Origin of the sequence: Streptacidiphilus melanogenes (assembly GCF_000787835.1) — a bacterium.
Classification (GTDB): domain Bacteria; phylum Actinomycetota; class Actinomycetes; order Streptomycetales; family Streptomycetaceae; genus Streptacidiphilus; species Streptacidiphilus melanogenes.
Map to the genome: position 1 here is coordinate 1 of NZ_BBPP01000077.1, position 18,387 is coordinate 18,387.

General features: G+C 72.8%; 20 protein-coding genes. 16 read left to right on the plus strand and 4 right to left on the minus strand.

Annotated features, from left to right (window positions below; all coding sequences use genetic code 11):
- A partial coding sequence (locus TR49_RS38035) for a TetR/AcrR family transcriptional regulator (protein WP_369405370.1) occupies positions 1 to 657 on the plus strand: 657 nt, incomplete at its 5' end.
- A complete protein-coding gene (locus tag TR49_RS38040; RefSeq protein WP_236653724.1) occupies positions 602 to 1,627 on the plus strand; it encodes an alpha/beta hydrolase in 1,026 nt (341 codons plus the stop codon). The genes TR49_RS38035 and TR49_RS38040, both read left to right, overlap by 56 nt.
- 14 nt (positions 1,628 to 1,641) lie before the next feature.
- On the opposite strand, the gene TR49_RS38045 is transcribed toward TR49_RS38040, so the two are convergent.
- A complete protein-coding gene (locus tag TR49_RS38045; RefSeq protein WP_236653725.1) occupies positions 1,642 to 2,352 on the minus strand; it encodes a TetR/AcrR family transcriptional regulator in 711 nt (236 codons plus the stop codon).
- A 105-nt stretch (positions 2,353 to 2,457) separates the two neighbouring features.
- On the opposite strand from TR49_RS38045, the gene TR49_RS38050 reads away from it, so the two are divergent.
- The gene (locus TR49_RS38050; protein ID WP_042390714.1) at positions 2,458 to 3,366 is read left to right on the plus strand and encodes an alpha/beta fold hydrolase; all 909 of its coding nucleotides are present in this window, start codon (positions 2,458 to 2,460) and stop codon (positions 3,364 to 3,366) included.
- Between the two features lie 21 nt (positions 3,367 to 3,387).
- Here TR49_RS38050 and TR49_RS38055 read toward each other — a convergent pair whose 3' ends face one another.
- The gene (locus tag TR49_RS38055; protein ID WP_042390716.1) at positions 3,388 to 4,653 is read right to left on the minus strand and encodes a DUF5685 family protein; all 1,266 of its coding nucleotides are present in this window, start codon (positions 4,651 to 4,653) and stop codon (positions 3,388 to 3,390) included.
- Positions 4,654 to 4,863: 210 nt separating this feature from the next.
- Here TR49_RS38055 and TR49_RS38060 point away from each other — a divergent pair, with 210 nt between their 5' ends.
- Together TR49_RS38060 and TR49_RS38065 are read left to right on the plus strand one after the other, a co-directional pair.
- A complete protein-coding gene (locus tag TR49_RS38060; protein WP_236653726.1) occupies positions 4,864 to 5,496 on the plus strand; it encodes a YigZ family protein in 633 nt (210 codons plus the stop codon).
- Positions 5,497 to 5,786: 290 nt separating this feature from the next.
- Positions 5,787 to 6,998: an MFS transporter gene (locus TR49_RS38065; RefSeq protein WP_268874166.1), complete on the plus strand. Its 1,212-nt coding sequence runs from the start codon at positions 5,787 to 5,789 to the stop codon at positions 6,996 to 6,998.
- Positions 6,999 to 7,007: 9 nt separating this feature from the next.
- Here the strand turns inward: TR49_RS38065 and TR49_RS38070 are convergent, their stop codons facing one another.
- Positions 7,008 to 7,991 (minus strand): zinc-dependent alcohol dehydrogenase family protein, encoded by a 984-nt coding sequence (locus TR49_RS38070; RefSeq protein ID WP_042390720.1) that lies wholly within the window; start codon positions 7,989 to 7,991, stop codon positions 7,008 to 7,010.
- A 124-nt stretch (positions 7,992 to 8,115) separates the two neighbouring features.
- On the opposite strand from TR49_RS38070, the gene TR49_RS38075 reads away from it, so the two are divergent.
- The 4 genes from TR49_RS38075 (at position 8,116) to glnII (ending at position 11,685) form a co-directional block, all read left to right on the plus strand.
- The gene (locus tag TR49_RS38075) at positions 8,116 to 8,685 is read left to right on the plus strand and encodes a TetR/AcrR family transcriptional regulator (protein ID WP_236653727.1); all 570 of its coding nucleotides are present in this window, start codon (positions 8,116 to 8,118) and stop codon (positions 8,683 to 8,685) included.
- Between the two features lie 145 nt (positions 8,686 to 8,830).
- Entirely contained in the window at positions 8,831 to 9,073 is a 243-nt protein-coding gene (locus tag TR49_RS38080) for a hypothetical protein (RefSeq protein WP_042390723.1), read from the plus strand.
- Between the two features lie 186 nt (positions 9,074 to 9,259).
- On the plus strand, positions 9,260 to 10,480 hold the full coding sequence (locus TR49_RS38085) for a beta-ketoacyl-[acyl-carrier-protein] synthase family protein (protein WP_042390724.1): 1,221 nt from the start codon (positions 9,260 to 9,262) through the stop codon (positions 10,478 to 10,480).
- A 179-nt stretch (positions 10,481 to 10,659) separates the two neighbouring features.
- Positions 10,660 to 11,685 carry a glutamine synthetase gene (gene glnII, locus TR49_RS38090; RefSeq protein WP_042390725.1) on the plus strand — a complete coding sequence of 342 codons (1,026 nt, stop codon included), beginning with the start codon at positions 10,660 to 10,662 and terminating at the stop codon, positions 11,683 to 11,685.
- Between the two features lie 105 nt (positions 11,686 to 11,790).
- On the opposite strand, the gene TR49_RS38095 is transcribed toward glnII, so the two are convergent.
- On the minus strand, positions 11,791 to 12,171 hold the full coding sequence (locus tag TR49_RS38095; RefSeq protein WP_042390726.1) for a nuclear transport factor 2 family protein: 381 nt from the start codon (positions 12,169 to 12,171) through the stop codon (positions 11,791 to 11,793).
- Positions 12,172 to 12,336: 165 nt separating this feature from the next.
- Here TR49_RS38095 and TR49_RS38100 point away from each other — a divergent pair, with 165 nt between their 5' ends.
- From TR49_RS38100 to TR49_RS38130, 7 genes are all read left to right on the plus strand, one after another.
- Positions 12,337 to 12,744 (plus strand): hypothetical protein, encoded by a 408-nt coding sequence (locus TR49_RS38100; protein ID WP_042390727.1) that lies wholly within the window; start codon positions 12,337 to 12,339, stop codon positions 12,742 to 12,744.
- A gap of 142 nt (positions 12,745 to 12,886) precedes the next feature.
- Positions 12,887 to 13,144, plus strand: coding sequence for a hypothetical protein (locus TR49_RS38105; protein ID WP_042390728.1), 258 nt, complete (start codon positions 12,887 to 12,889; stop codon positions 13,142 to 13,144).
- 89 nt (positions 13,145 to 13,233) lie between these two features.
- A complete protein-coding gene (locus tag TR49_RS38110) occupies positions 13,234 to 14,259 on the plus strand; it encodes a Gfo/Idh/MocA family protein (protein ID WP_042390729.1) in 1,026 nt (341 codons plus the stop codon).
- 224 nt (positions 14,260 to 14,483) lie between these two features.
- Positions 14,484 to 15,677, plus strand: coding sequence for a M20 metallopeptidase family protein (locus TR49_RS38115; RefSeq protein ID WP_042390730.1), 1,194 nt, complete (start codon positions 14,484 to 14,486; stop codon positions 15,675 to 15,677).
- 167 nt (positions 15,678 to 15,844) lie between these two features.
- Positions 15,845 to 16,099, plus strand: coding sequence for a hypothetical protein (locus tag TR49_RS38120; RefSeq protein WP_152627691.1), 255 nt, complete (start codon positions 15,845 to 15,847; stop codon positions 16,097 to 16,099).
- A gap of 122 nt (positions 16,100 to 16,221) precedes the next feature.
- Positions 16,222 to 16,905, plus strand: coding sequence for a class I SAM-dependent methyltransferase (locus TR49_RS38125; protein WP_084725831.1), 684 nt, complete (start codon positions 16,222 to 16,224; stop codon positions 16,903 to 16,905).
- Positions 16,906 to 17,255: 350 nt separating this feature from the next.
- Positions 17,256 to 18,387, plus strand: a 1,132-nt coding sequence (locus tag TR49_RS38130; RefSeq protein WP_201776280.1) for a hypothetical protein, incomplete at its 3' end; no start/stop codon positions are given.

Consider the following 18,387-nt stretch of genomic DNA (forward strand, 5'->3'; position numbering starts at 1 on the left):
GTGGCGTTGTACGCTCCGCTGGTGGAGACGAACGCGAGTTACCCACGGTCGACCGGGACGCCTCGGGGCGAGGCGCGTCGGCTGGAACTTCTGGAGAAGGTCACCGACGACCTTGCCGTGAACGGGCTCGTCGACTTCTCGCTGCGGCGCGCGGCGCGTGCCGCCGGAACGACGCACAAGGTTCTGCTCTATCACTTCGACGGCGCGGAGGATCTGCTGCGCCAGGCGGTGGCCAAGCTACGGCAGCGGCGGATCGACCACGCCGTCGGCTCCTTGGCGGAAGAGTCGGCGGACACGTCGCTCGCGGATCGCATCCGTGTCGTGTGGCCCCTGCTGATGGGCGAGGAGGCGGGCCTGGCACGGGTGCTGGACCAGGCGATGGGCCTGGCGATGTACGACCCCGAGCGGTATCGCGAGCTCGGCCGGCATGCCTCCGAGCAGTATCTGCCGATCCTCGCCGGACTCTGTCCGCCGCAGTGGTCGGAGCGGCGGAAGCGGGGTGTGGCGGAGATGATCCTCGGCGCTCTCCGCGGGTTTCTGTTGGAGCGGCTGATCAGCGGGGACGAGGACGGGGTGGCGGCGGGCTTCGAGGCGCTGCTGCGTGCGCTGGAACGCGAGGAGGCCGCCGCCGACGGGCCAGGTGTGGACGCAAAGTGAACCACATGGTTCACTTGAGGCGGAAAGTCAATCCGGTCGGGTCGACTCGGAGGTCGACATGGACGTATCGGTACGGCGCGCGCAGCGCGAGAAGGTGCGTTTCGACAGTGGCGGCGCGGAGTGCGTCGCCTGGCACTATCCGGGACGCGGGAGTGCCTGCGTGGTCATGGCGGGCGGTTTCGCGGTCCCGAAGGGGCCGGGCACGGACCGCTTCGCCGCGCGGTTCCAGGAGGCGGGGTTTCATGTCCTCGCCTTCGACTTCCGGGGCCTGGGCGAGAGCGGGGAGGGGCCCTGCCCGGTCGTGTCGCCCCGCAGTCAACTTGCTGACTGGGCGGCGGCGTTGGCGTTCGCACCGAGCCTCCCGGGGGTTGACGCGGGCAGGCTGGCGCTCTGGGGCTTCTCGGCCACGGGAGGCCAGGTCCTCGATGTCGCCGCGAGCGAGCCGGGCGTGTCCGCGGTGGTCGCCCAGACGCCCGGTCTCGGCGGGCCCTCGGCCGGCGTGAACGCCGCCCGCTATCAGAGCCCGTTGGCGATGGCGCGACTGCTCGGCCGCGGCCTGGTCGACGAGATCGGATCACGCCTCGGTCGGCCGTCGCGGGCGGTGCCGCTGTCGGGGCGTCGTGGTGAGGTGGCTGTGCTGACGACGCCCGATGCTGTCGTCACGCCGAGTCCGCTGGATCAGAACGGTTCCTATCCGGAGTGGCGGCAGGTGGTTGCGGCCCGCTCCGCGCTGCGGCTCGCCTTCGCGTCGTCGGGACGCCACGTCTCCCGTGTGCGGTGCCCGCTGCTCGTCGTGGTCTGCGACGACGACCGGTCGGCGCCTCCCGCGCCGGCGCTCACGGCCGCAGGTCGCGCGCCGCGCGCGGAGGTCCTCCATCTGCCGGGCGGGCACTATGCGCCGTTCCTGGCGGAGCACGAACGCGCTGTCGAGGCGGAAGTCGCCTTCCTGAAGCGGTACTTGACGGCCTAGCCCGGCCTTGGAACTCAGCTCAGCACGCCGGTGAGGACGCGGCCGGCCACGGCCCTGAAGTGGTCGTCCGCGCTCGGCGGCGCGGCCTCGTCGGGGACCCCCGGCGAGGTCATCAGGGCAGCGATGCGCGGGTGGTGGCCGGCTGCGGCGACGTGCTGCAAGTAGACCGCCTGGCGCAGGCTTGCGGCGTCCGTGGTGGACACCTCGTGCTGCACGAACTGCGCGGTGACGGCGTTCAGCATGGCGAAGGCCTCCAACTTCCTTGCCGCCGAGGCAGGGTGGTCGGCCAGGGCGTCGAGGACGTGCTCCAGCAGGTCGACGCCCTGGGGGCCGAGGGTCGGACGGGTGACGACCAGGGCGGGTAGCCAGGGGTGTCGGAGCATGATGCGGCGTGCCTGTGCGGCGACTGCCAACAGGTCGGCGTGCCAGTCGCCGGTGGGCGCGGCGAGCTCGTATTCGGCCGCGGTGCTGTCGGTCATCAGGTCCAGGAGGTCGTCCCGGGTGGCGACGTAGCGGTAGAGCGAGGCGGCGCCGGTGCCGAGAGCTGCGGCGACACGGCGCATCGACACGGCGTCCAGGCCCTCTCGGTCGGCCAGTTCGACGGCCGCGGCTGTGATTTCGGCACGGCTGCGCTCGGCCGGCCGGCCGACGGAGGCCTGTTCCGGTCGCATCCAGATCACCAGCTCATCCTGCCGACCGCCCTGGGCTGCCTGCCGTGCTGCCACCGTCGTGACCTCCCTCGTTGTCGCCAGCCTACCTTTCGCGTACAGTGTTCGCGAACGACGATTGCGAATGGTGCTCGCGAAATCGACAGGCCCACGGGAGGTCTCATGCCCAGGTATGCCGACAACGGGGACGTCCGGATCGCCTACCAGGACCTCGGCGGCGTCGGCGGCGAACCGCTGCTGCTCTGCATGGGCCTGGGCACCTCACGCTTCTGGTGGCCCGACGGGCTGGTGGACGAACTGGTGCGCCGCGACTTCCACGTCGTCGCCTACGACCAGCGCGACGCGGGCGAGTCCACTCATCTGCCCGACGAGCCCGTCGGTTCGCCCCTTCAGTCACTGCTGCGGCGCAGCGCCCCCGCCTACAGCGCCGAGGACCAGACCGACGACGCCGTCGCCGTGATGGACGCGCTGGGCTGGGGCCGGGCCCACCTCTTCGGACACTCCCTGGGCGGCGCGGTCGCGCAGCGGACGGCCGTCCGCCACCCCGGGCGGGTGCGCACCGTGACGACCTCATCGGCGGTGCCCGCCGATGCGAAGGGGCTGCGGCTGCTGCGCTATGTGCGCCTCGAGACGGTGGCCGGATTCAGCAGGCTCCGCTTCCCCGACTCCCCGGCCGGCGACCTCGCGCTGGCCGTCGCCGTCGCGCGTCGCCTCGGTTCGCCGAGGCAGGAGTTGGGGGAGTGGGACGTCCGGGAACTCGTCGCCAAGGAGGCCGCGCACGGCGTCAGCAGCTTCCGCGACGCGAAGGCGCAGAGCCGCCAGGTCGGCGCGAAGTGGAACGGCGGGTCGATCGGCCGTATCACCGCGCCGACGCTGGTCCTGCACGGCGGCGACGACCCGTTGCTGCGGGTGGCCGCCGCCCGTGACATCGCCGCGGCCGTTCCCGGTGCGCAGTTGCGGATCATCCCCGGCGTGGGCCACTTCCTCTCCCGCGAGACCTGGCCGGTCTACGCGGCGGAGGTCCGCGCCCTCGCGGACCGGGCCGCGAGGGGCTCGCTCACGCCGGGCTGACCGTGCGGGTCGCCCGTCCGCTCAACAGCTGCAGTCGCAGCATTCGAGGCACTCGCAACATTCGCAGCACTCACAGCAGTCGCAGCCGTCGCAGCAGTCCGCGTCCCGGCAAGCCCCGTGCATCGGACGCCCGTTGCAGGGGTTCGGGTACTCCTCGCGGCAGCAGGCCTGACAGGTGCAGCAGAGCAGCGCCCACATGCCGCAGGCGCGCAGCAGGCCGTTGCGCTGCGGCGGCATCGGCGGCGGGGGCGGGGGCAGTGGCCCACCTCCGAAAGGCCCACCTCCGAAGGGCCCGCCGCCGGGGCCACCGTTCCCGGTGGGGCCGCCGGCGTAGGGGCTGCCGTACGGGTTGGCCCCGCCCGGGCCGGCATACGGGTTCGGGCCGCCGCCGTACGGGTTGGGGCCTGCCGGGGGCGGGTTCCAGGAGTTGTGGGCGTGGCCGAAGACGCGCCGGACGGCGGCCTCGGTCTCGTGCGCGAGCAGGCGGTGCGCCAGGGTGCCGTCGACCATCTCGACCTCGGCGAGGGCGAGCCGGATGCCGTGGACCGCGTCACGGCACAGGCGCTCGGCCTCCGCCGTGGTCGTGCCGGTGGCGACCAGCGGGTTCCAGGCGCCGGTCTGCTGATCGGTGCTCAGGTCCTCGACCGCGTCCAGGAGGTGGGCGAGGCGGCCGAAGTAGCGGCCCACCTCGCGCAGCGGGGTGCGGTTGCCGGGGCGGCCCGCGAGCACGGCGGTGTGCTCGAGGGCCAGCGCCGTGGCCTCCTCGGTCGGGGCCGTCACCAGCAGCACCGAGGAGCCCAGACCCGCGGCCGCCTCCACCTCGACCTGCCGCGCCAGGCTTGCGAACAGCCCTTCGGCGTCGAAGCCCAGGGACGTTCCGGCCGTCCGGCTCTGTCGGCGCCACCGCTCCGCCACGCCGCCCGCGGCCGCGGCGACCGGGCGACGGGCGAACAGGCCGTCCCGGTCGTCGACGTGGTCGCGCATCTTGGCGGAGGCGAGCGCCAGCGAGACCGCGGCGGCCAACCGGGCGCCCTCGCCCTGGGCGACGGGCGCGGTGCGGAGGCCGCGCAGCGGACACGGGCCGGCCTTGCGGCGGCCGTCCGGCCGGCTCGCGGTCTGGGCCTCGACGAGCACGGAGACGATCAGTCCGTCGTAGTTGGTCGCGGTGCGGGCCAGTTGGCCGTGACCGTCGCGCAGTGCCAGGCACAGTCCGCACAGATGAGCCGTCCAGCTCTCCAGCAGACGTTCCGTCAGGCGGTGCCGACAGGGCCGAATGATTCCGAACACGCCCGATCCTCCCCCGGTTTCCCCGGACTCCCCGGTGTTCCCGTATTCCCCCGAATGATCGCGCCCACCGTAGCGGCTGGGTCGGGCGGCGTGCAGCCGCCCTGCTCAGCGCCCCAGGCGGCGCCCTGGTCAGCAGCTCGGGCGGCGATGGCGCAGGTAGGCTGGCCGGGAGGAGAGCGGGGGAGAACAGGTGAAGGTGGAGGCGAGTCCGTGCCGTATCTGACCGTGGCCGGACCGGGCGTCCACGAGATCGAGATCAAGAAGTCCCGCTTCATCTGCCATCTCGCCCGCGTGCGGGACGAGGCCGAGGCGCAGGCCTTCGTCGCAGGGATCCGCAAGCAGTTCTGGGACGCGCGGCACAACTGCACGGCCTTCGTCGTGGGCGACGACCCCCGCCGTGAGCGGTCCAACGACGACGGCGAGCCCGCGGGGACCGCCGGGGCACCGATGCTGGAGGTGCTGCGCCGACGCGGCGTCACCGACACCGTCGCGGTGGTGACCCGCTACTTCGGCGGCGTCCTGCTCGGTGCGGGCGGGCTGGTCCGTGCCTACGGCGGTGTGGTGGCCGAGGCGCTCGACGAGGTAGGGCTCGTCGAACGCCGCCCGGTCGCCCTGCTCGCCGTCCACACGGACCACGTGCGCGCGGGGCGGCTGGAGAACGACCTGCGCGCGGCCGGATACGTCGTGCGGGACGTCGCCTACGAGGCGCACGGTGTGGTCGTGGAGGTGGGCGTGCCGGAGGAGAGCGTGCCCGGGTTCGAGACGTGGCTCGCCGAGACGACCGCCGGTGAGGCGCTGGCCGAGCGCGTCGGCACGACGCTGGTCGACGTACCGGTCGTGTGAGCAGCACCGGTCTTGTGAGCAGCACCGGTCGGGTGGGCTCCAGGCGCTCACACTGGGTGCCGCCGCGAACGGGTGACAATGAGCGCGAGCGACCCGAACCGGGGGCGGCCCGCTGACGGACAAGCCGTCGCCTCCCGGGCGCGGCCCCTGACCGGTCGGGCGCGTTGCGTGACGCGCTCGTGGGCGGTGCGGTGATCGTCGCGGCGGGGTGACGGCACCGGTCGGCGCGGCCCTGGTCAGCCCTTCGCGTGGACGGGAAGGTCCGGCGTGCCGAGGCTACGGTGGGAGTCATGGTCACGCTTCGACCGCAGAGAGGCCGTCGGTCGGTGTTCGCCGCTCTTCCCGAGGCGGGGGCAGCCGGGGTGTTCGCCATCGTGATGGTAGGCACCACCCTGCCGACGCCGCTGTACGGCCTGTACCGGCAGGAGATCGGCTTCTCCGAGCTGATGGTCACCGTCATCTTCGCGGTCTACGCCGTGGCGGTGATGGGGGTCCTCACGTTCGGTGGCGGGCTGTCGGACGTCGTCGGGCGACGCCGGGTGGCCCTGGTGGGCGTGGCCTTCGCCGCCGCCAGCGCGGTCTGCTTCCTGACGGCCCATGGGCTGCCGCTGCTGTTCGCGGGCCGGCTCTGCTCGGGCTTCTCGGCCGGGCTGTTCACCGGGGCCGCCACCGCGTACGTGGTGGAGCTGGCGCCCCCGGAGGGACGGAACCGGGCCGCCCTGGTGGCCACGGCCGCGAACATGGGCGGTCTCGGTCTCGGCCCGGTGGTCTCCGGCACGCTCGCCCAGTACGCGCCGTGGCCGCTGCGCCTGCCGTACGCGGTGCATCTGGCGCTGTTGGCGGTGGCGGCCGCGACGCTGCGTTCGCTGCCGGAGACGGTGCCCGATCCGCAGCCCTGGTCCGCGGCCCGGGTGCGGCTGCCCGCGGTGCCGGCGTCCGTGCGAGCGGTCTTCGTCCCGTCGGCGGTGGCGGGCTTCGCCGGGTTCGCGCTGCTCGGTGTCTTCACCTCGGTCGCCCCCGCGTTTCTCAGCCTGTACCTGGGCGTGACCAACCTGGCCGTCGTGGGTCTCGTGGTCCTGGTCGTCTTCGCCGGATCCATGGCCGGGCAGCTGCTCGCGGGGCGTATGGGCGCCGCGCGGGCGTTGCCGGTCGGCTGCGGTCTGCTCGTGGTGGGCCTGGTCCTGCTGGCGGGCGGGCTGGAGTGGCGGTCGCTCGCGCTGCTCGTGCTGAGCGCCGTCATCGGCGGCGCGGGGCAGGGTTTCGCGTTGCGCGGGGCCGTGAGCCGGCTGGCCGCGATGGCCCCGGCCGCGGAGCGGGGCCAGGTCATCTCCGCGTTCTTCCTCGCGGCCTATGCGGGGATCTCGCTGCCGGTGGTGGGCATCGGTCTGATGGACGCCGTGGTCGGCCTGCAGGACGCGGGGCTGTACTTCGCCGCCGCCATGGCGGTGCTGGCCGCCGCGGCGGGCGGCTACCTGCTCCGCCTTGCGCGGTATCAGGGCTGATCCCGGCGTTCAGACGACGTCGACGACGATCTTCCCGGCGGCGGTGCCCTGTTCGACCTCGGTGTGCGCCCGGGCGACCGTGTCGAGCGTGAAACGGCGGGGGTCGAGCAGCGGTCGCAGCAGCCGGCGGTCGGCCAGCTGTGTGGCCTTGCGGAGGATCTCCCCGTGGTGTTCGCGGCCGCGGCCGGTCAGCATCGGCAGCAGGGTGAAGACGCCGGAGTAGGTGGCGCCGCGGAAGGACAGGGGCGCGAGGCTGTGCGTGCCCCAGCCGAGCGCGCTGACGACGTGGCCCGTGTAGGTGCGGGCCGCGGTGAAGGAGGCGTCGAGGACGGCGCCGCCGACGGTGTCGAAGACGATGTCGAATCCCTCGCCGTCGGTGTGCTCGGCCACGTATTCCTCGACAGGGACGGCGGTGCGGTCGACAGGGGTCGCGCCCAGTGCACGGATGACGTCCAGGCTGCGCGGCGAGCCGGTCGCGTAGACCTCCGCGCCGTGCGCGGCGGCGATCTGGACGGCGACGCTGCCGACGCCGCCGGCCCCGCCGTGGACCAGGACCCGCTGACCGGGGCGGACCCCGGCGCGGTCGACGAGCCCCTCCCAGGCCGTGACCACCGCCAGCGGCAGGGCGGCGGCCTCGCGCATATCGAGCGCCGTAGGCTTGGGCGCCAGCAGGCGCGCGTCAACGGCGGCGTACTGGGCGAGCGAGCCCTGCAGCGCGCCCACGCCGCCGGTCAGGCCGTACACCTCGTCGCCGCGCCGGAAGGCGTCCACGCCGGGCCCGGTCTCCTCGACCACGCCGGCCAGGTCCATGCCCAGCACAGCGGGCGGCTGGACGCGGGCGTGGGCGGCCGCACCGGCCCTGATCTTGGTGTCCAAGGGGTTCACGCCGCTGGCGTGGACCCGGACCAGCACCTCTCCCGGCCCCGGCGTGGGCGTGGGCAGTTCCCGGGGGACGAGGGGGCTGCCGAACTGCTCGAGGACCATGGCGTGCATGGCTGACCTCATCTCTCTGGTCTCTTCGCGGGCTTAATCAGACAGACTAGTCTGTTCGATTAAGCAGCGCAAAGAGTTGGCCCGGCTAATCGAACGGACTAGTCTGTCTTGTATGGGGACACGGGTGCGAAAGACGAAGAGCGAGCAGAGGATCCTGGACACCGCGGCAGGCCTGTTCCACCGGCACGGGCTGCGCGGGGTCGGCGTGGACCAGGTCATCGCCGAGTCGGGCGTCGCCAAGTCCACCCTCTACGCCCACTTCCGCACCAAGGACGAACTGATCGCGGCCTCGCTGCGGCGCACCGACGACGCGTGGATGGAGAAGCTGCAGACCGCGGCCGCCGCAGCGGGCCCCGAGCCGGCCGATCAGCTGGTGGGTCTCTTCGACGCCCTGCTGGCCTCCTTCGACCGTCACGGATTCTTCGGCTGCCCGTTCGTCAGCGCCGCCGTCGAGGCCGAACCCGGCTCGCCGCCGCACGACGCGACCGTCGCCCACACGCGCCGCCGCCAGGAGTGGCTGACCGTGCTCGCGCGCAGCGCCGGCGCGGACGCCCCCGAAACGCTGGCCGGCCACCTCGGCCTCCTGATCGACGGGGCGCTGGCGTCGGGGCGGCTGCTCCAGGACCGAGGCGTCGTCGACGCCTCGAAGGCGGCCGCACGGAGCCTGGTGGCCGCCCACCTGCCCGCCGCGTGATCGGTCCGCCCGCCTGAGCAGCCCGCCCGCCTGGGCGTCCCGTGCGGATCTCGGGCGTTGACTCCCCGTGGAGCGGGCTCCGGTCCTAGTCTGATCGGACCGAGAACCTTCACTGCGTCAGCTGCTGCCACCGGGCGAGGTGCCGATGCTGCCACCACCAGAGGACGTCCTGCTCCTCCTCGCACACCCCTTCGGCGACACCTGGACCACGCTCGCGGACTGGATGGAGCGCGGCCCCGGCCCCCGTCCGCTGTTGCGGCCGGTCAAGGCCCGCTCGCGACTGACCGGGGAGGACCTGCCGCTGTCGGTCGTCCCGCTGCAGTACCGCAACGACGGCGCGGCGCGGCTTGCCGTCGAGCGCGGGGAGCTGGCGGACCCCTGGGCTTAGCCATGGCGGCCCATGGCCTCGGGCATTGTCGGAACCCCACACAATCCGCCCCTCCGACTCGCTGCACTCCGACGCCTCGATCGGCCGAACGCCCGTGCAAGGCTGAGGTTGACCGCGCACGGACGGATTCGGGTGGCGATGATCTTCTCGTGCGCTTCACACGAACGAGCACGAGGGGACACTGCCATGCCACGAGAGTTGGTCGAGGTCGCGATCACGGGGTTGGGGGCGAGCACGCCGCTGGGCGGGGACGTGGCGTCGACCTGGGCGGCGATGCTCGAGGGGCGGTCCGGGGCGGCCGTGATCGAGGACGCGTGGGCGCGCGAGCTGCCGGTGCGGATCGCGGCGCGGCTCGCCGTCGAGCCGACCGAGGTGCTGTCGCGCGTCGAGGCGCGCAAGCTCGACCGCTGCGAGCAGCTCGCGCTGGTGACGGCCCGTGAGGCGTGGGCCGACGCGGCCCGCCCCGAGGTCGCGCCGGAGCGGCTCGCGGTCGTCATCGGCACAGGCACCGGCGGCGTCGGGTCGCTGCTGGCGCAGGACGACGTGTTGGAGCAGTACGGCGCCCGCAAGGTCTCGCCGTATGTCGTCACCCAGATGATGCCCAACGGCGCCGCCGCGTGGGTCAGCATGGACCTGGGCGCGGGCGGCGGCGCGCGCACGCCGGTCAGCGCGTGCAGCTCCGGCGCGGAGGCGATCGCGATGGGCCTGGACCTGATCCGGCTCGGCCGCGCCGACGCCGTCGTCGCAGGCGGCACGGAGGCGTGCGTGGCGGCGGCGGTGATGGCCGGTTTCGCGCAGATGACCGCGCTGTCCAAGCGCGAGGACCAGCCGGAGGCGGCCTCCCGTCCCTTCGACGTCGACCGGGACGGCTTCGTGCTCGGCGAGGGCGCGGCTCTCGTCGTCCTGGAGCGCGCCGACCTCGCGCGGGCGCGCGGGGCCCGCGTGTACGCCCACGTCGCGGGCGCGGGCATCACCTCCAGCGCCGCGCACATCACCGCCTCCGACGCGGACGGACAGCGGCGAGCGATCCGCCAGGCGCTGGCCGACGCCGAGGTCGACCCGCTGGACGTCGGCGTCGTGCACGCCCACGCCACCTCCACGCCCCCGGGCGACCTCGTCGAGGCTGAGGTCATCGCGGAGACGATCGGGCTCCATCCCGTCGTCACCGCGACCAAGTCGATGACGGGCCACCTGCTCGGCGCCTCCGGCGCGCTGGGCGCGCTGGTGACCGCCCTCGCGCTGTACGAGGGGCGCCTCCCGGCGGTCCGCAACCTGGAGAACGTGGACCCGGCGGTGAAACTCGACCTGGTCAGCGGCGCACCGCGGCGCGGAGAATGGCGGGCGGGCCTGGCCAACTCCTACGGTTTCGGCGGCCACAACGTCAGTCTCGTGCTCACCGCGGTGTGAACTGTGCCACTCACAGGCCGGTTAACCTGCTGTTCACAAACGGGCAACAGCCGGGAAATTGCCTCCTGTGAGTCTCCTACTCGAGCAGAGGCCGTAACTCCCCAGTGCAGCGGAGCGACGCCGAGCGCCACAGCATCGCCCCCACCCACCGCGAGTTTCACCTGCGAGGAGCTGCGCCCGTGAGCTACAAGGCCGAGTACATCTGGATCGACGGCACCGAGCCGACGGCGGAGCTGCGCTCCAAGACGAAGATCCTGGCGGACGGCGCGGAGCTCTCGGTGTGGGGCTTCGACGGTTCCAGCACCAACCAGGCCGAGGGCCACGCCTCGGACCGCGTGCTCAAGCCGGTGTTCTCCTGCCCGGACCCGATCCGCGGCGGCGACAACGTGCTCGTCCTGTGCGAGGTGCTGAACATCGACGGCACCCCGCACGAGACCAACCACCGCGCCAAGCTCACCGAGGTGGCCGAGAAGTTCGCGGCGCAGGAGTCGATCTTCGGCATCGAGCAGGAGTACACCTTCCTGACCGAGGACGGCCGCCCGCTGGGCTTCCCCGAGGGCGGCTTCCCGGCCCCGCAGGGCCCGTACTACTGCGGCGTCGGCGCCGGCAAGGTCGTCGGTCGCGAGATCGTCGAGAAGCACATGGACGCCTGCATCGAGGCCGGCCTGGCCATCTGCGGCATCAACGCCGAGGTCATGCCCGGCCAGTGGGAGTTCCAGATCGGCCCGGTCGGCCCGCTCGAGGTCTCCGACCACATGTGGATCGCCCGCTGGCTGCTGCACCGCATCGCCGAGGACTACGGCGTCGTCGTCTCCCTGGACGCCAAGCCGGCCAAGGGCGACTGGAACGGCGCGGGCGCGCACACCAACTTCTCCACCAAGGCCATGCGTGAGGGCTACGACGCGATCATCACCGCGTGCGAGGCGCTCGGCGCCTCGCAGGACATCGTGATGGAGCACGTCACCCAGTACGGCACCGGTGTCGAGGAGCGCCTCACCGGCAAGCACGAGACCGCCCCGTGGAACGTCTACAGCTACGGCGTCTCCAACCGCGGCGCCTCGGTCCGCATCCCGTGGCAGGTCGAGGTCGACAAGAAGGGCTACATCGAGGACCGTCGCCCGAACGCGAACGTCGACCCCTACGTGGTGACCCGCCTGCTGGTCAACACCTGCTGCGCCGCCCTGGAGAAGGCCGGCCAGGTCTGATCCTCCCGGCATCACCGCCGCGCGGCCCCGCCGCTGAACTGAACTCCGCGCGCCCTCCGGTTCCCGTACCGGAGGGCGCGCGGTGTCGTTCGGCGGCTTCCGGCGTCAGTCGATGCCGGCGGGGGAGGGCCGGTCGCCACCGAGGTATGTCCCGTAGCCGCGGACCACCAGCGGGCCGTCGAAGACGAGCACCTCGTTGACCAGTCCGCCGACCTGGTTGCGGTAGTGGATGACCAGGCAGTCGACGCCCGCGTAGCTGCCGAGCACCTCGAAGCGCAGGTCCGGCACCAGCGCGAGCGCCCGGGTCCAGTACGCGCGCAGGGCGTCCTTCCCGTGCACCACCCCGTCGCCGCCCAGCACGCGCGCGGCCACCGGCGAGGAGAAGGTCACGTCCTCGTCGAAGTGCGCGAGCACGGCCTCCACGTCGTGCGTATTCCACGCCGACGCCCAGGAGTTGACGAACCGTTCGGTGTTGTCGAGATCCATGGGCCCATTGTGTCCGCGGCGATGTCGCGCCGCTTCTGTGACCGGAGTGTGAACAGAGTTCACCCGATCGAGTGAGGACTTCGGGTGGCCATGGACAAGCCAATGTCCGGGGAGGTTGGTTGGCCAGGGACCCGCGCTGACACGATCCCAGGGAGACGAGCCCCCGTGCACCCGAACGACGCCCGTCGCGAAGACGGCTCCCGTGTGGCCGCCGCCCCGTACGCCGCGGCGGACCGGCTGTTCGCCGCGTACTGGTGCGAGGCGGTCGCCCATCTGCCTGCCAGCGGGCGCTCGTTCTGGCTGGCGGCAGGCCCCGTCTCCTCGCCCCGCGAGGCGCTCGGCTGGCTCACGGACCGCGCCGAGCGGATCGCCGAGCAGCTCGACCCGTCCGCCGCCGAGGCCGCCCGCGTCTGGCTCGTCGACGGCTGGGCCCACCAGCGGATGCTGCTCGCCCTCACCGAGGGGAGCCTGTTCATGCACACCATCGCCGACGAGGGCGTCCGGCACATCCTCTCGGCCCGTCCGGTCCAGCTCCAGGCCCAGGCCCACAAGACGGCTTCTATGACTATTTAGGTTCGATTGAGGCTTTCTGAGACTTCGATGATGGACCGGTGGGTCGTGGCGTCGGCGCTTCCCCCATGAGCGAGTGTCAGGAGTGCCCGGCGGGACAAGCCCGCTGCAAGAGGGCGTTTCTGACGCGCGAAGGGACGACACGATGATGGGTGGACGGTTCACGAAGCTGGTGGCGCTGGGCTCGGCCGCGGTGACGCTGACGGGCGTCGCGGTGCTCGGGGTGGCGGGGACGGCGTCGGCCGCGCCGCACCACGGCCCGGCGCGCCACGAACGGTGCCACGTGGTCAAGGGCCAGTGGGTGCGGACCTGGCACCCCGCCTCCCGCGACCGGCGCGGCCAGTGGCACCACGGCTACTGGACCCGCACCTGGGTCCCGGCACACCAGATCTGCGTCCGATAACGGACGCACCGGTACAGACGGTCCCCCCCGGCCTGCTTCGAAGGCCGGGGGGACGTTGCTTTCCCGCCGACGACTGGCAGAGTGTCCCCGTGCCGGAGAATCTGCGGATCGGGCTGCTGGGTGCGGCCACCATCGCGCCGAGTGCGCTGATCGAGCCAGCGCGGGCGGTGCCGCGCGTCAGCGTGGTGGCGGTCGCGGCGCGCGACCGCTTGCGGGGTGACGCGTTCGCCCGCAAGCACGGGATCCCTGCCGTGCACACCGGCTACGACGCCCTGCTCGCCGATCCCGACGTGGACGCCGTGTACATCCCGCTGCCCAACGGCCTGCACGCCGAGTGGACGCTGAAGGCGCTGGCGGCGGGCAAGCACGTGCTGTGCGAGAAGCCGTTCACGGCCAACCGCGCCGAGGCCGAAGGGGTGGCCGACGCCGCCGACGCGGCGAACGCCCGCGACGGGCTGGTGGTCATGGAGGCGTTCCACTACCGCCACCATGCGCTGGCCGCGCGGATGCGGGAGATCGTCGAGAGCGGCGAACTCGGTACGCTGCGCCGGGTCGAGGCCGAACTGTGCTTCCCGCTGCCGCGGTTCGGCGACATCCGCTACGACTACGGGCTGGCGGGCGGCGCGACGATGGATGCCGGCTGCTACGCGGTCCACATGGCCCGGCTGCTCGGCGGCGACCCGCGGGTGACCTCGGCGCGGATGCTGACGCTGCGCCGCGACCCGCGCGTCGACCGCGCGATGAGCGCCGAACTCGCCTTTCCCGGCGGCGCGAGCGGACGCGTCCGCGCGTCGATGTGGTCCCGTCGGTTGCTGGGCATCCGGGCGCGCGCCGTCGGGGACGCGGGCGAGCTGCGGGTCACCAACTTCGTGATGCCGCAGCTCTACCACCGCCTCACGGTGCGCCCGCGCCCGGGCGGCGGCCCGGTCCGCCGCGAGCGCCTTCCGCGCCGCCCCACGAGCTACGCCGCCCAGCTCGCGGCCTTCGCCGCGGCGGCGCTGGACGGCGCCGAGGTGCTCACCTCGGCGCGCGACGCCGTGGTCACCATGGGCGTCCTCGACGACATCTACCGCGCGGCCGGCCTTCCGCCCCGCGGCGCCGCCCAGGAAAGCTGACCGCGCAGCGGCGCCCGTTCAGCCCTGGGGCGGCGTGGGGGCGCCGATCTCTGCGCGTCAGCCCGTGGCAGGACGTCCGCGTCGGCGGCGCGCCTCTCCCGGCGGCGCGCCTCTCCCGGAGGCGCGGGGGATCCGGACAAGCTGGCGGACATCACGGTCCCCTGACGAAGGAGTAGCCGCTCTTGTCCGCACCACGGATCGCCCTGAGTGACGAAGCCCGCCGAATGGCAGCCGAGTTGACGGCCCTGCGCCGCGAGATCCACGCCGAGCCGGAGCTGGGGCGCCGACTGCCGCGCACACAGCGCCGGGTCCTCGACGCGCTCGACGGGCTGCCGCTGGAGATCGGCACCGGATCGGCGCTGTCCTCGGTGACCGCCGTCCTCCGCGGGGCCCGCCCCGGGCCGACCGTGCTGCTGCGCGCCGACATGGACGCCCTGCCGCTGACCGAGGCCACCGGCCTGCCCTACGCCTCGCGCGTTCCCGGCGTGATGCACGCCTGCGGCCACGACCTGCACGTCGCCATGCTGGTCGGCGCGGCCGGACTGCTGGCCGCCCGCCGGACGGAGTTCGCCGGGTCGGTGGTCTTCATGTTCCAGCCCGACGAGGAGGGCACCGACGGCGGCGGGGCCTCCGCGATGCTCGCCGAGGGACTGCTCGACGCCTCCGGCGGGACGCCCGTCGCCGCGTACGCGCTGCACGTCTCGGCGAACCGGCTTCCGTTCGGCGTCTTCTCCGTGCGTCCGGGGACGGCCGCCGCGGCCTCGGACGGCCTGCGGGTGACCGTGCACGGCCGGGGCGGTCACGGCTCCGCCCCGCACCGGGCGGCCGACCCGATCCCCGCGGTCTGCGAGATGGTGACGGCACTGCAGACCTTCGTCACCCGGCGGTTCGACATCCGTGACCCGGTCGTCGTGACCGTCGGCCTCATCCGGGGCGGGACCAAGCGCAACATCATCCCCGACGAGGCCGGCTTCGAGGCGACCGTGCGCACCTTCTCCACCGAGGCCAGGGAGCGGATGCGCGAGGGCGTCCGCACCCTGCTCACCGGCATCGCCGCCGCCCACGGTCTGACGGTCGAGGTGGACTACCACGACGGCTACCCGGCGCTGGTGAACGACCCCGCCGAGGCCGCGCTGGCCGCGCGCGCCGTCGTGGACCTGTTCGGCCCCGAGCGGTGCCTGGAGCCGGCGCACCCCACCCCGGGTGCGGAGGACATGGCGTTCGTGCTGGAGCGGGTCCCCGGCACCTGTCTGATGCTCGGCGCCTGCCCGCCGCAGAACGACTACGTCACCGCGCCGCAGAACCACTCGTCCCAGGCGGTCTTCGACGATGCCGTCCTGCCCGACGGCGCGGCCCTGCTCGCGCAGCTCGCACTGCGGCGGCTGGGCGTCCGCGACGAGCCGGTGTCGCCCGCGTGAGCGCGACACGGCCGCCCGGCGACGCGCCGATCCGCCACCCCCTCGCCCGGGCCGGCGGATTGGCACATGCCAAGTTCTCCGGACCGGATGTCAACCGCCTCTGAGCAGCAGCATCCTGGAGTCAACGACACTCACCGGCCGCCGCTCGACCAAGGGGTTCCACGTCCATGCCCGCTTCCACGGATGAGGCCGCCTCGGTGCGCGCCACCCCCTCGTCCCGCACCGTCGACGTCAACCGGCTCGGCGAGGTTCTCGTGACCGGGCTCAAGTCCGCGCTCGGCCGTCACGGCATCACCCTGCCCTCCCTCCAGGCCGACTACCCCCTGGGCGACAAGCCGCTGATCATGCTCGGCCGCGCCAACCAGGAGACCGTCGAGAAGCTGACCGCGCTGCTCGACTCCATCGAGCCCGCCGCGGACTGAGGACTCCCCGCCCCGGCGCCGTACTCCCCCGTGCGCGCCGGGGCGGGGGCGGTGTCCGGCGCTCCGGCATACGATCGGCAGTGGCCCTGTCGGCGACCTCGGGGTGATCGGAGGCGTTAGGCATGCCCGAACCGGCCGAAGCACCCGAACCGTCCGGGGCCCCTGGACCTTCGCCGCGCGACCACGCGGAGGGCCCGGAGCTGTCGCGGCGGCTGGACGACCGGTACGCCACCCCGCCGCCCTGGGAGATCGGACGCCCGCAGCAGGCGTTCCTCGCCCTCGCGCGGCGCGGCGCCATCGGCGGCACCGTGCTGGACGTCGGCTGCGGAACCGGTGAGCACGCGCTCATGTGCGCCGGTCTCGGCCTCGACGTCACCGGCGTAGACCTGGCCGACCGCGCGCTGGACGCCGCGCGGGACAAGGCCCGTCGACGTGGCCTGACGGCCCGGTTCGTGCACCACGACGCGCGCAGGCTGACGGCCCTGGGGGAGCGGTTCGACACCGTGCTCGACTCCGGCCTGTTCCACATGCTCGCGCCGCTGGACCGCCCCGCCTTCGCCGACGACCTGCGGGCGGTGCTGCGTCCCGGCGGCCGCTACTTCATGCTGGGCTTCAGCGACCGCCAACCCGGGACGCCCGGGGCCACGGTGCCGTACCGGCTGACGAGGGACGACCTGACGACCACCTTCGGCGGCCGGCTGCGGATCGACTCACTGGAGCCGGCCACGATCGAGATCACCCTGAACACGGTCGGCATCAAGGGCTGGCTCCTCGCCGCCACGAAGGCCTCCGCGCCGCCGGCCTGAGACCGTCTCAGTGACCGATGGCCGATGACCGCTTGCCCGTCGGCGCCGGTCCGGGTGGTCGACCGGGACCCGGCGGATCCTGCTCGTCTGCGGGTGCTGCACAGCGGTAAAGAGCCGGAAACTGATCGGTAACTGCGACGCCTGTCGGCTCTCTTGACGTGTGGTCAGGTGCCTGGTTCCCTTTTCCAGGCAAGGTGCACCACTTGTTGTGGTGGCGACAGCTCGATCCTGTGCGGTGTTGTGCGAGTGCGCACGTGCATGCGCAATATTGGCATGATCATGACCTTGGTTGTCGCCCGTCCTCGTTCTCCTGGCAGCGCTGTGCTGCCGTCAAGAGAGGATCTTCCTTGATGGGCATACCTCTTCGTGGGGGCGCGCGTCGTGGGGCCATGGTCGGCCTCGCGACGCTCTCCCTGGCCGGCGCCGCGGCGCTGGGCATGGTGGCGCCGGCGACCGCCGCGTCTCACACGGCGAACCCGTACGACCCGGCGACCGGGCATTCCTACCGGCACGGCGTGATTCCGACGGTCACGCAGAACGCGAAGATGAACCAGTGGGCGGACAGCCACGCCTCACCGACGGCCACCAGCGCCAACACGCTGTCCTACGGCGGCGGTATAGGCGGGGTCGGCGTCAACGACGGCAAGTCGCAGGTCTACCTCGTCTTCTACGGCACCCAGTGGGGTACCCAGAGCACGAACAGCGCCGGCGACGCCACCTTCTCCGGTGACTCGGACGGCGCCGCGCCGGTGACCCAGGAGATGTTCAAGGGCATCGGCACCGGCAACGAGCTGTGGTCCGCGGACCTGACCCAGTGGTGTGACGGCAACGGCGTCTCCACCGGCGCCACCAGCTGCCCGGCCACCGGCGCCAGCTACGTCCCCTACCAGAGCGGCGGCGTGCTGTCCGGCGTCTGGTACGACAACTCCGGCGCCTCGCCCAGCGCGGCGACGGGCAACCAGCTCGGCCAGGAAGCGGTCAAGGCGGCCACGCACTTCGGCAACACCACCGCCGCCTCCAACCGCCACACCTACTACGTCATCCTCTCGCCGCACGGCACCAACCCGGACAACTACCAGGGCCAGTACTGCGCCTGGCACGACTACACGGGTGACTCCTCGCTGACCGGCGGTGCGGTCAACTCCCCCGACGGCCCGCTCGCCTTCTCCAACCAGCCCTACAACATGGACTCGGGCCAGGGCTGCGGCGTCGGCTTCGTCAACAGCCCCGGCACCCTGGACGGCTGGACGATGACCCTCGGCCACGAGTGGCACGAGATGATGTCGGACCAGTTCCCGGCGGGCGGCTGGACCAACGCCTCCTCCGGTGAGGAGAACTCCGACGAGTGCGCCTGGATCGCCGCGGGCCAGGCCGGCGGCGCCGCCAACGTCGCCATGGGCACCGGCACCTTCACCGAGCAGGCCAGCTGGTCCAACGACACGAACGCGTGCGCGATCTCGCACCCGATCGTGAACCACGGCA

Excerpts from the sequence above, each read along its gene's own strand:
- TR49_RS38120 (WP_152627691.1), top strand. The coding sequence starts at position 15,845 with ATGCCCGCTTCCACGGATGAGGCCGCCTCGGTGCGCGCCACCCCCTCG.
- TR49_RS38080 (WP_042390723.1), top strand. The coding sequence starts at position 8,831 with ATGCTGCCACCACCAGAGGACGTCCTGCTCCTCCTCGCACACCCCTTC.
- TR49_RS38050 (WP_042390714.1), top strand. The coding sequence starts at position 2,458 with ATGCCCAGGTATGCCGACAACGGGGACGTCCGGATCGCCTACCAGGAC.
- TR49_RS38085 (WP_042390724.1), top strand. The coding sequence starts at position 9,260 with ATGCCACGAGAGTTGGTCGAGGTCGCGATCACGGGGTTGGGGGCGAGC.
- TR49_RS38065 (WP_268874166.1), top strand. The coding sequence starts at position 5,787 with ATGGTCACGCTTCGACCGCAGAGAGGCCGTCGGTCGGTGTTCGCCGCT.
- TR49_RS38125 (WP_084725831.1), top strand. The coding sequence starts at position 16,222 with ATGCCCGAACCGGCCGAAGCACCCGAACCGTCCGGGGCCCCTGGACCT.
- TR49_RS38070 (WP_042390720.1), bottom strand. The coding sequence starts at position 7,991 with ATGCACGCCATGGTCCTCGAGCAGTTCGGCAGCCCCCTCGTCCCCCGG.
- TR49_RS38115 (WP_042390730.1), top strand. The coding sequence starts at position 14,484 with ATGGCAGCCGAGTTGACGGCCCTGCGCCGCGAGATCCACGCCGAGCCG.
- TR49_RS38105 (WP_042390728.1), top strand. The coding sequence starts at position 12,887 with ATGATGGGTGGACGGTTCACGAAGCTGGTGGCGCTGGGCTCGGCCGCG.
- TR49_RS38095 (WP_042390726.1), bottom strand. The coding sequence starts at position 12,171 with ATGGATCTCGACAACACCGAACGGTTCGTCAACTCCTGGGCGTCGGCG.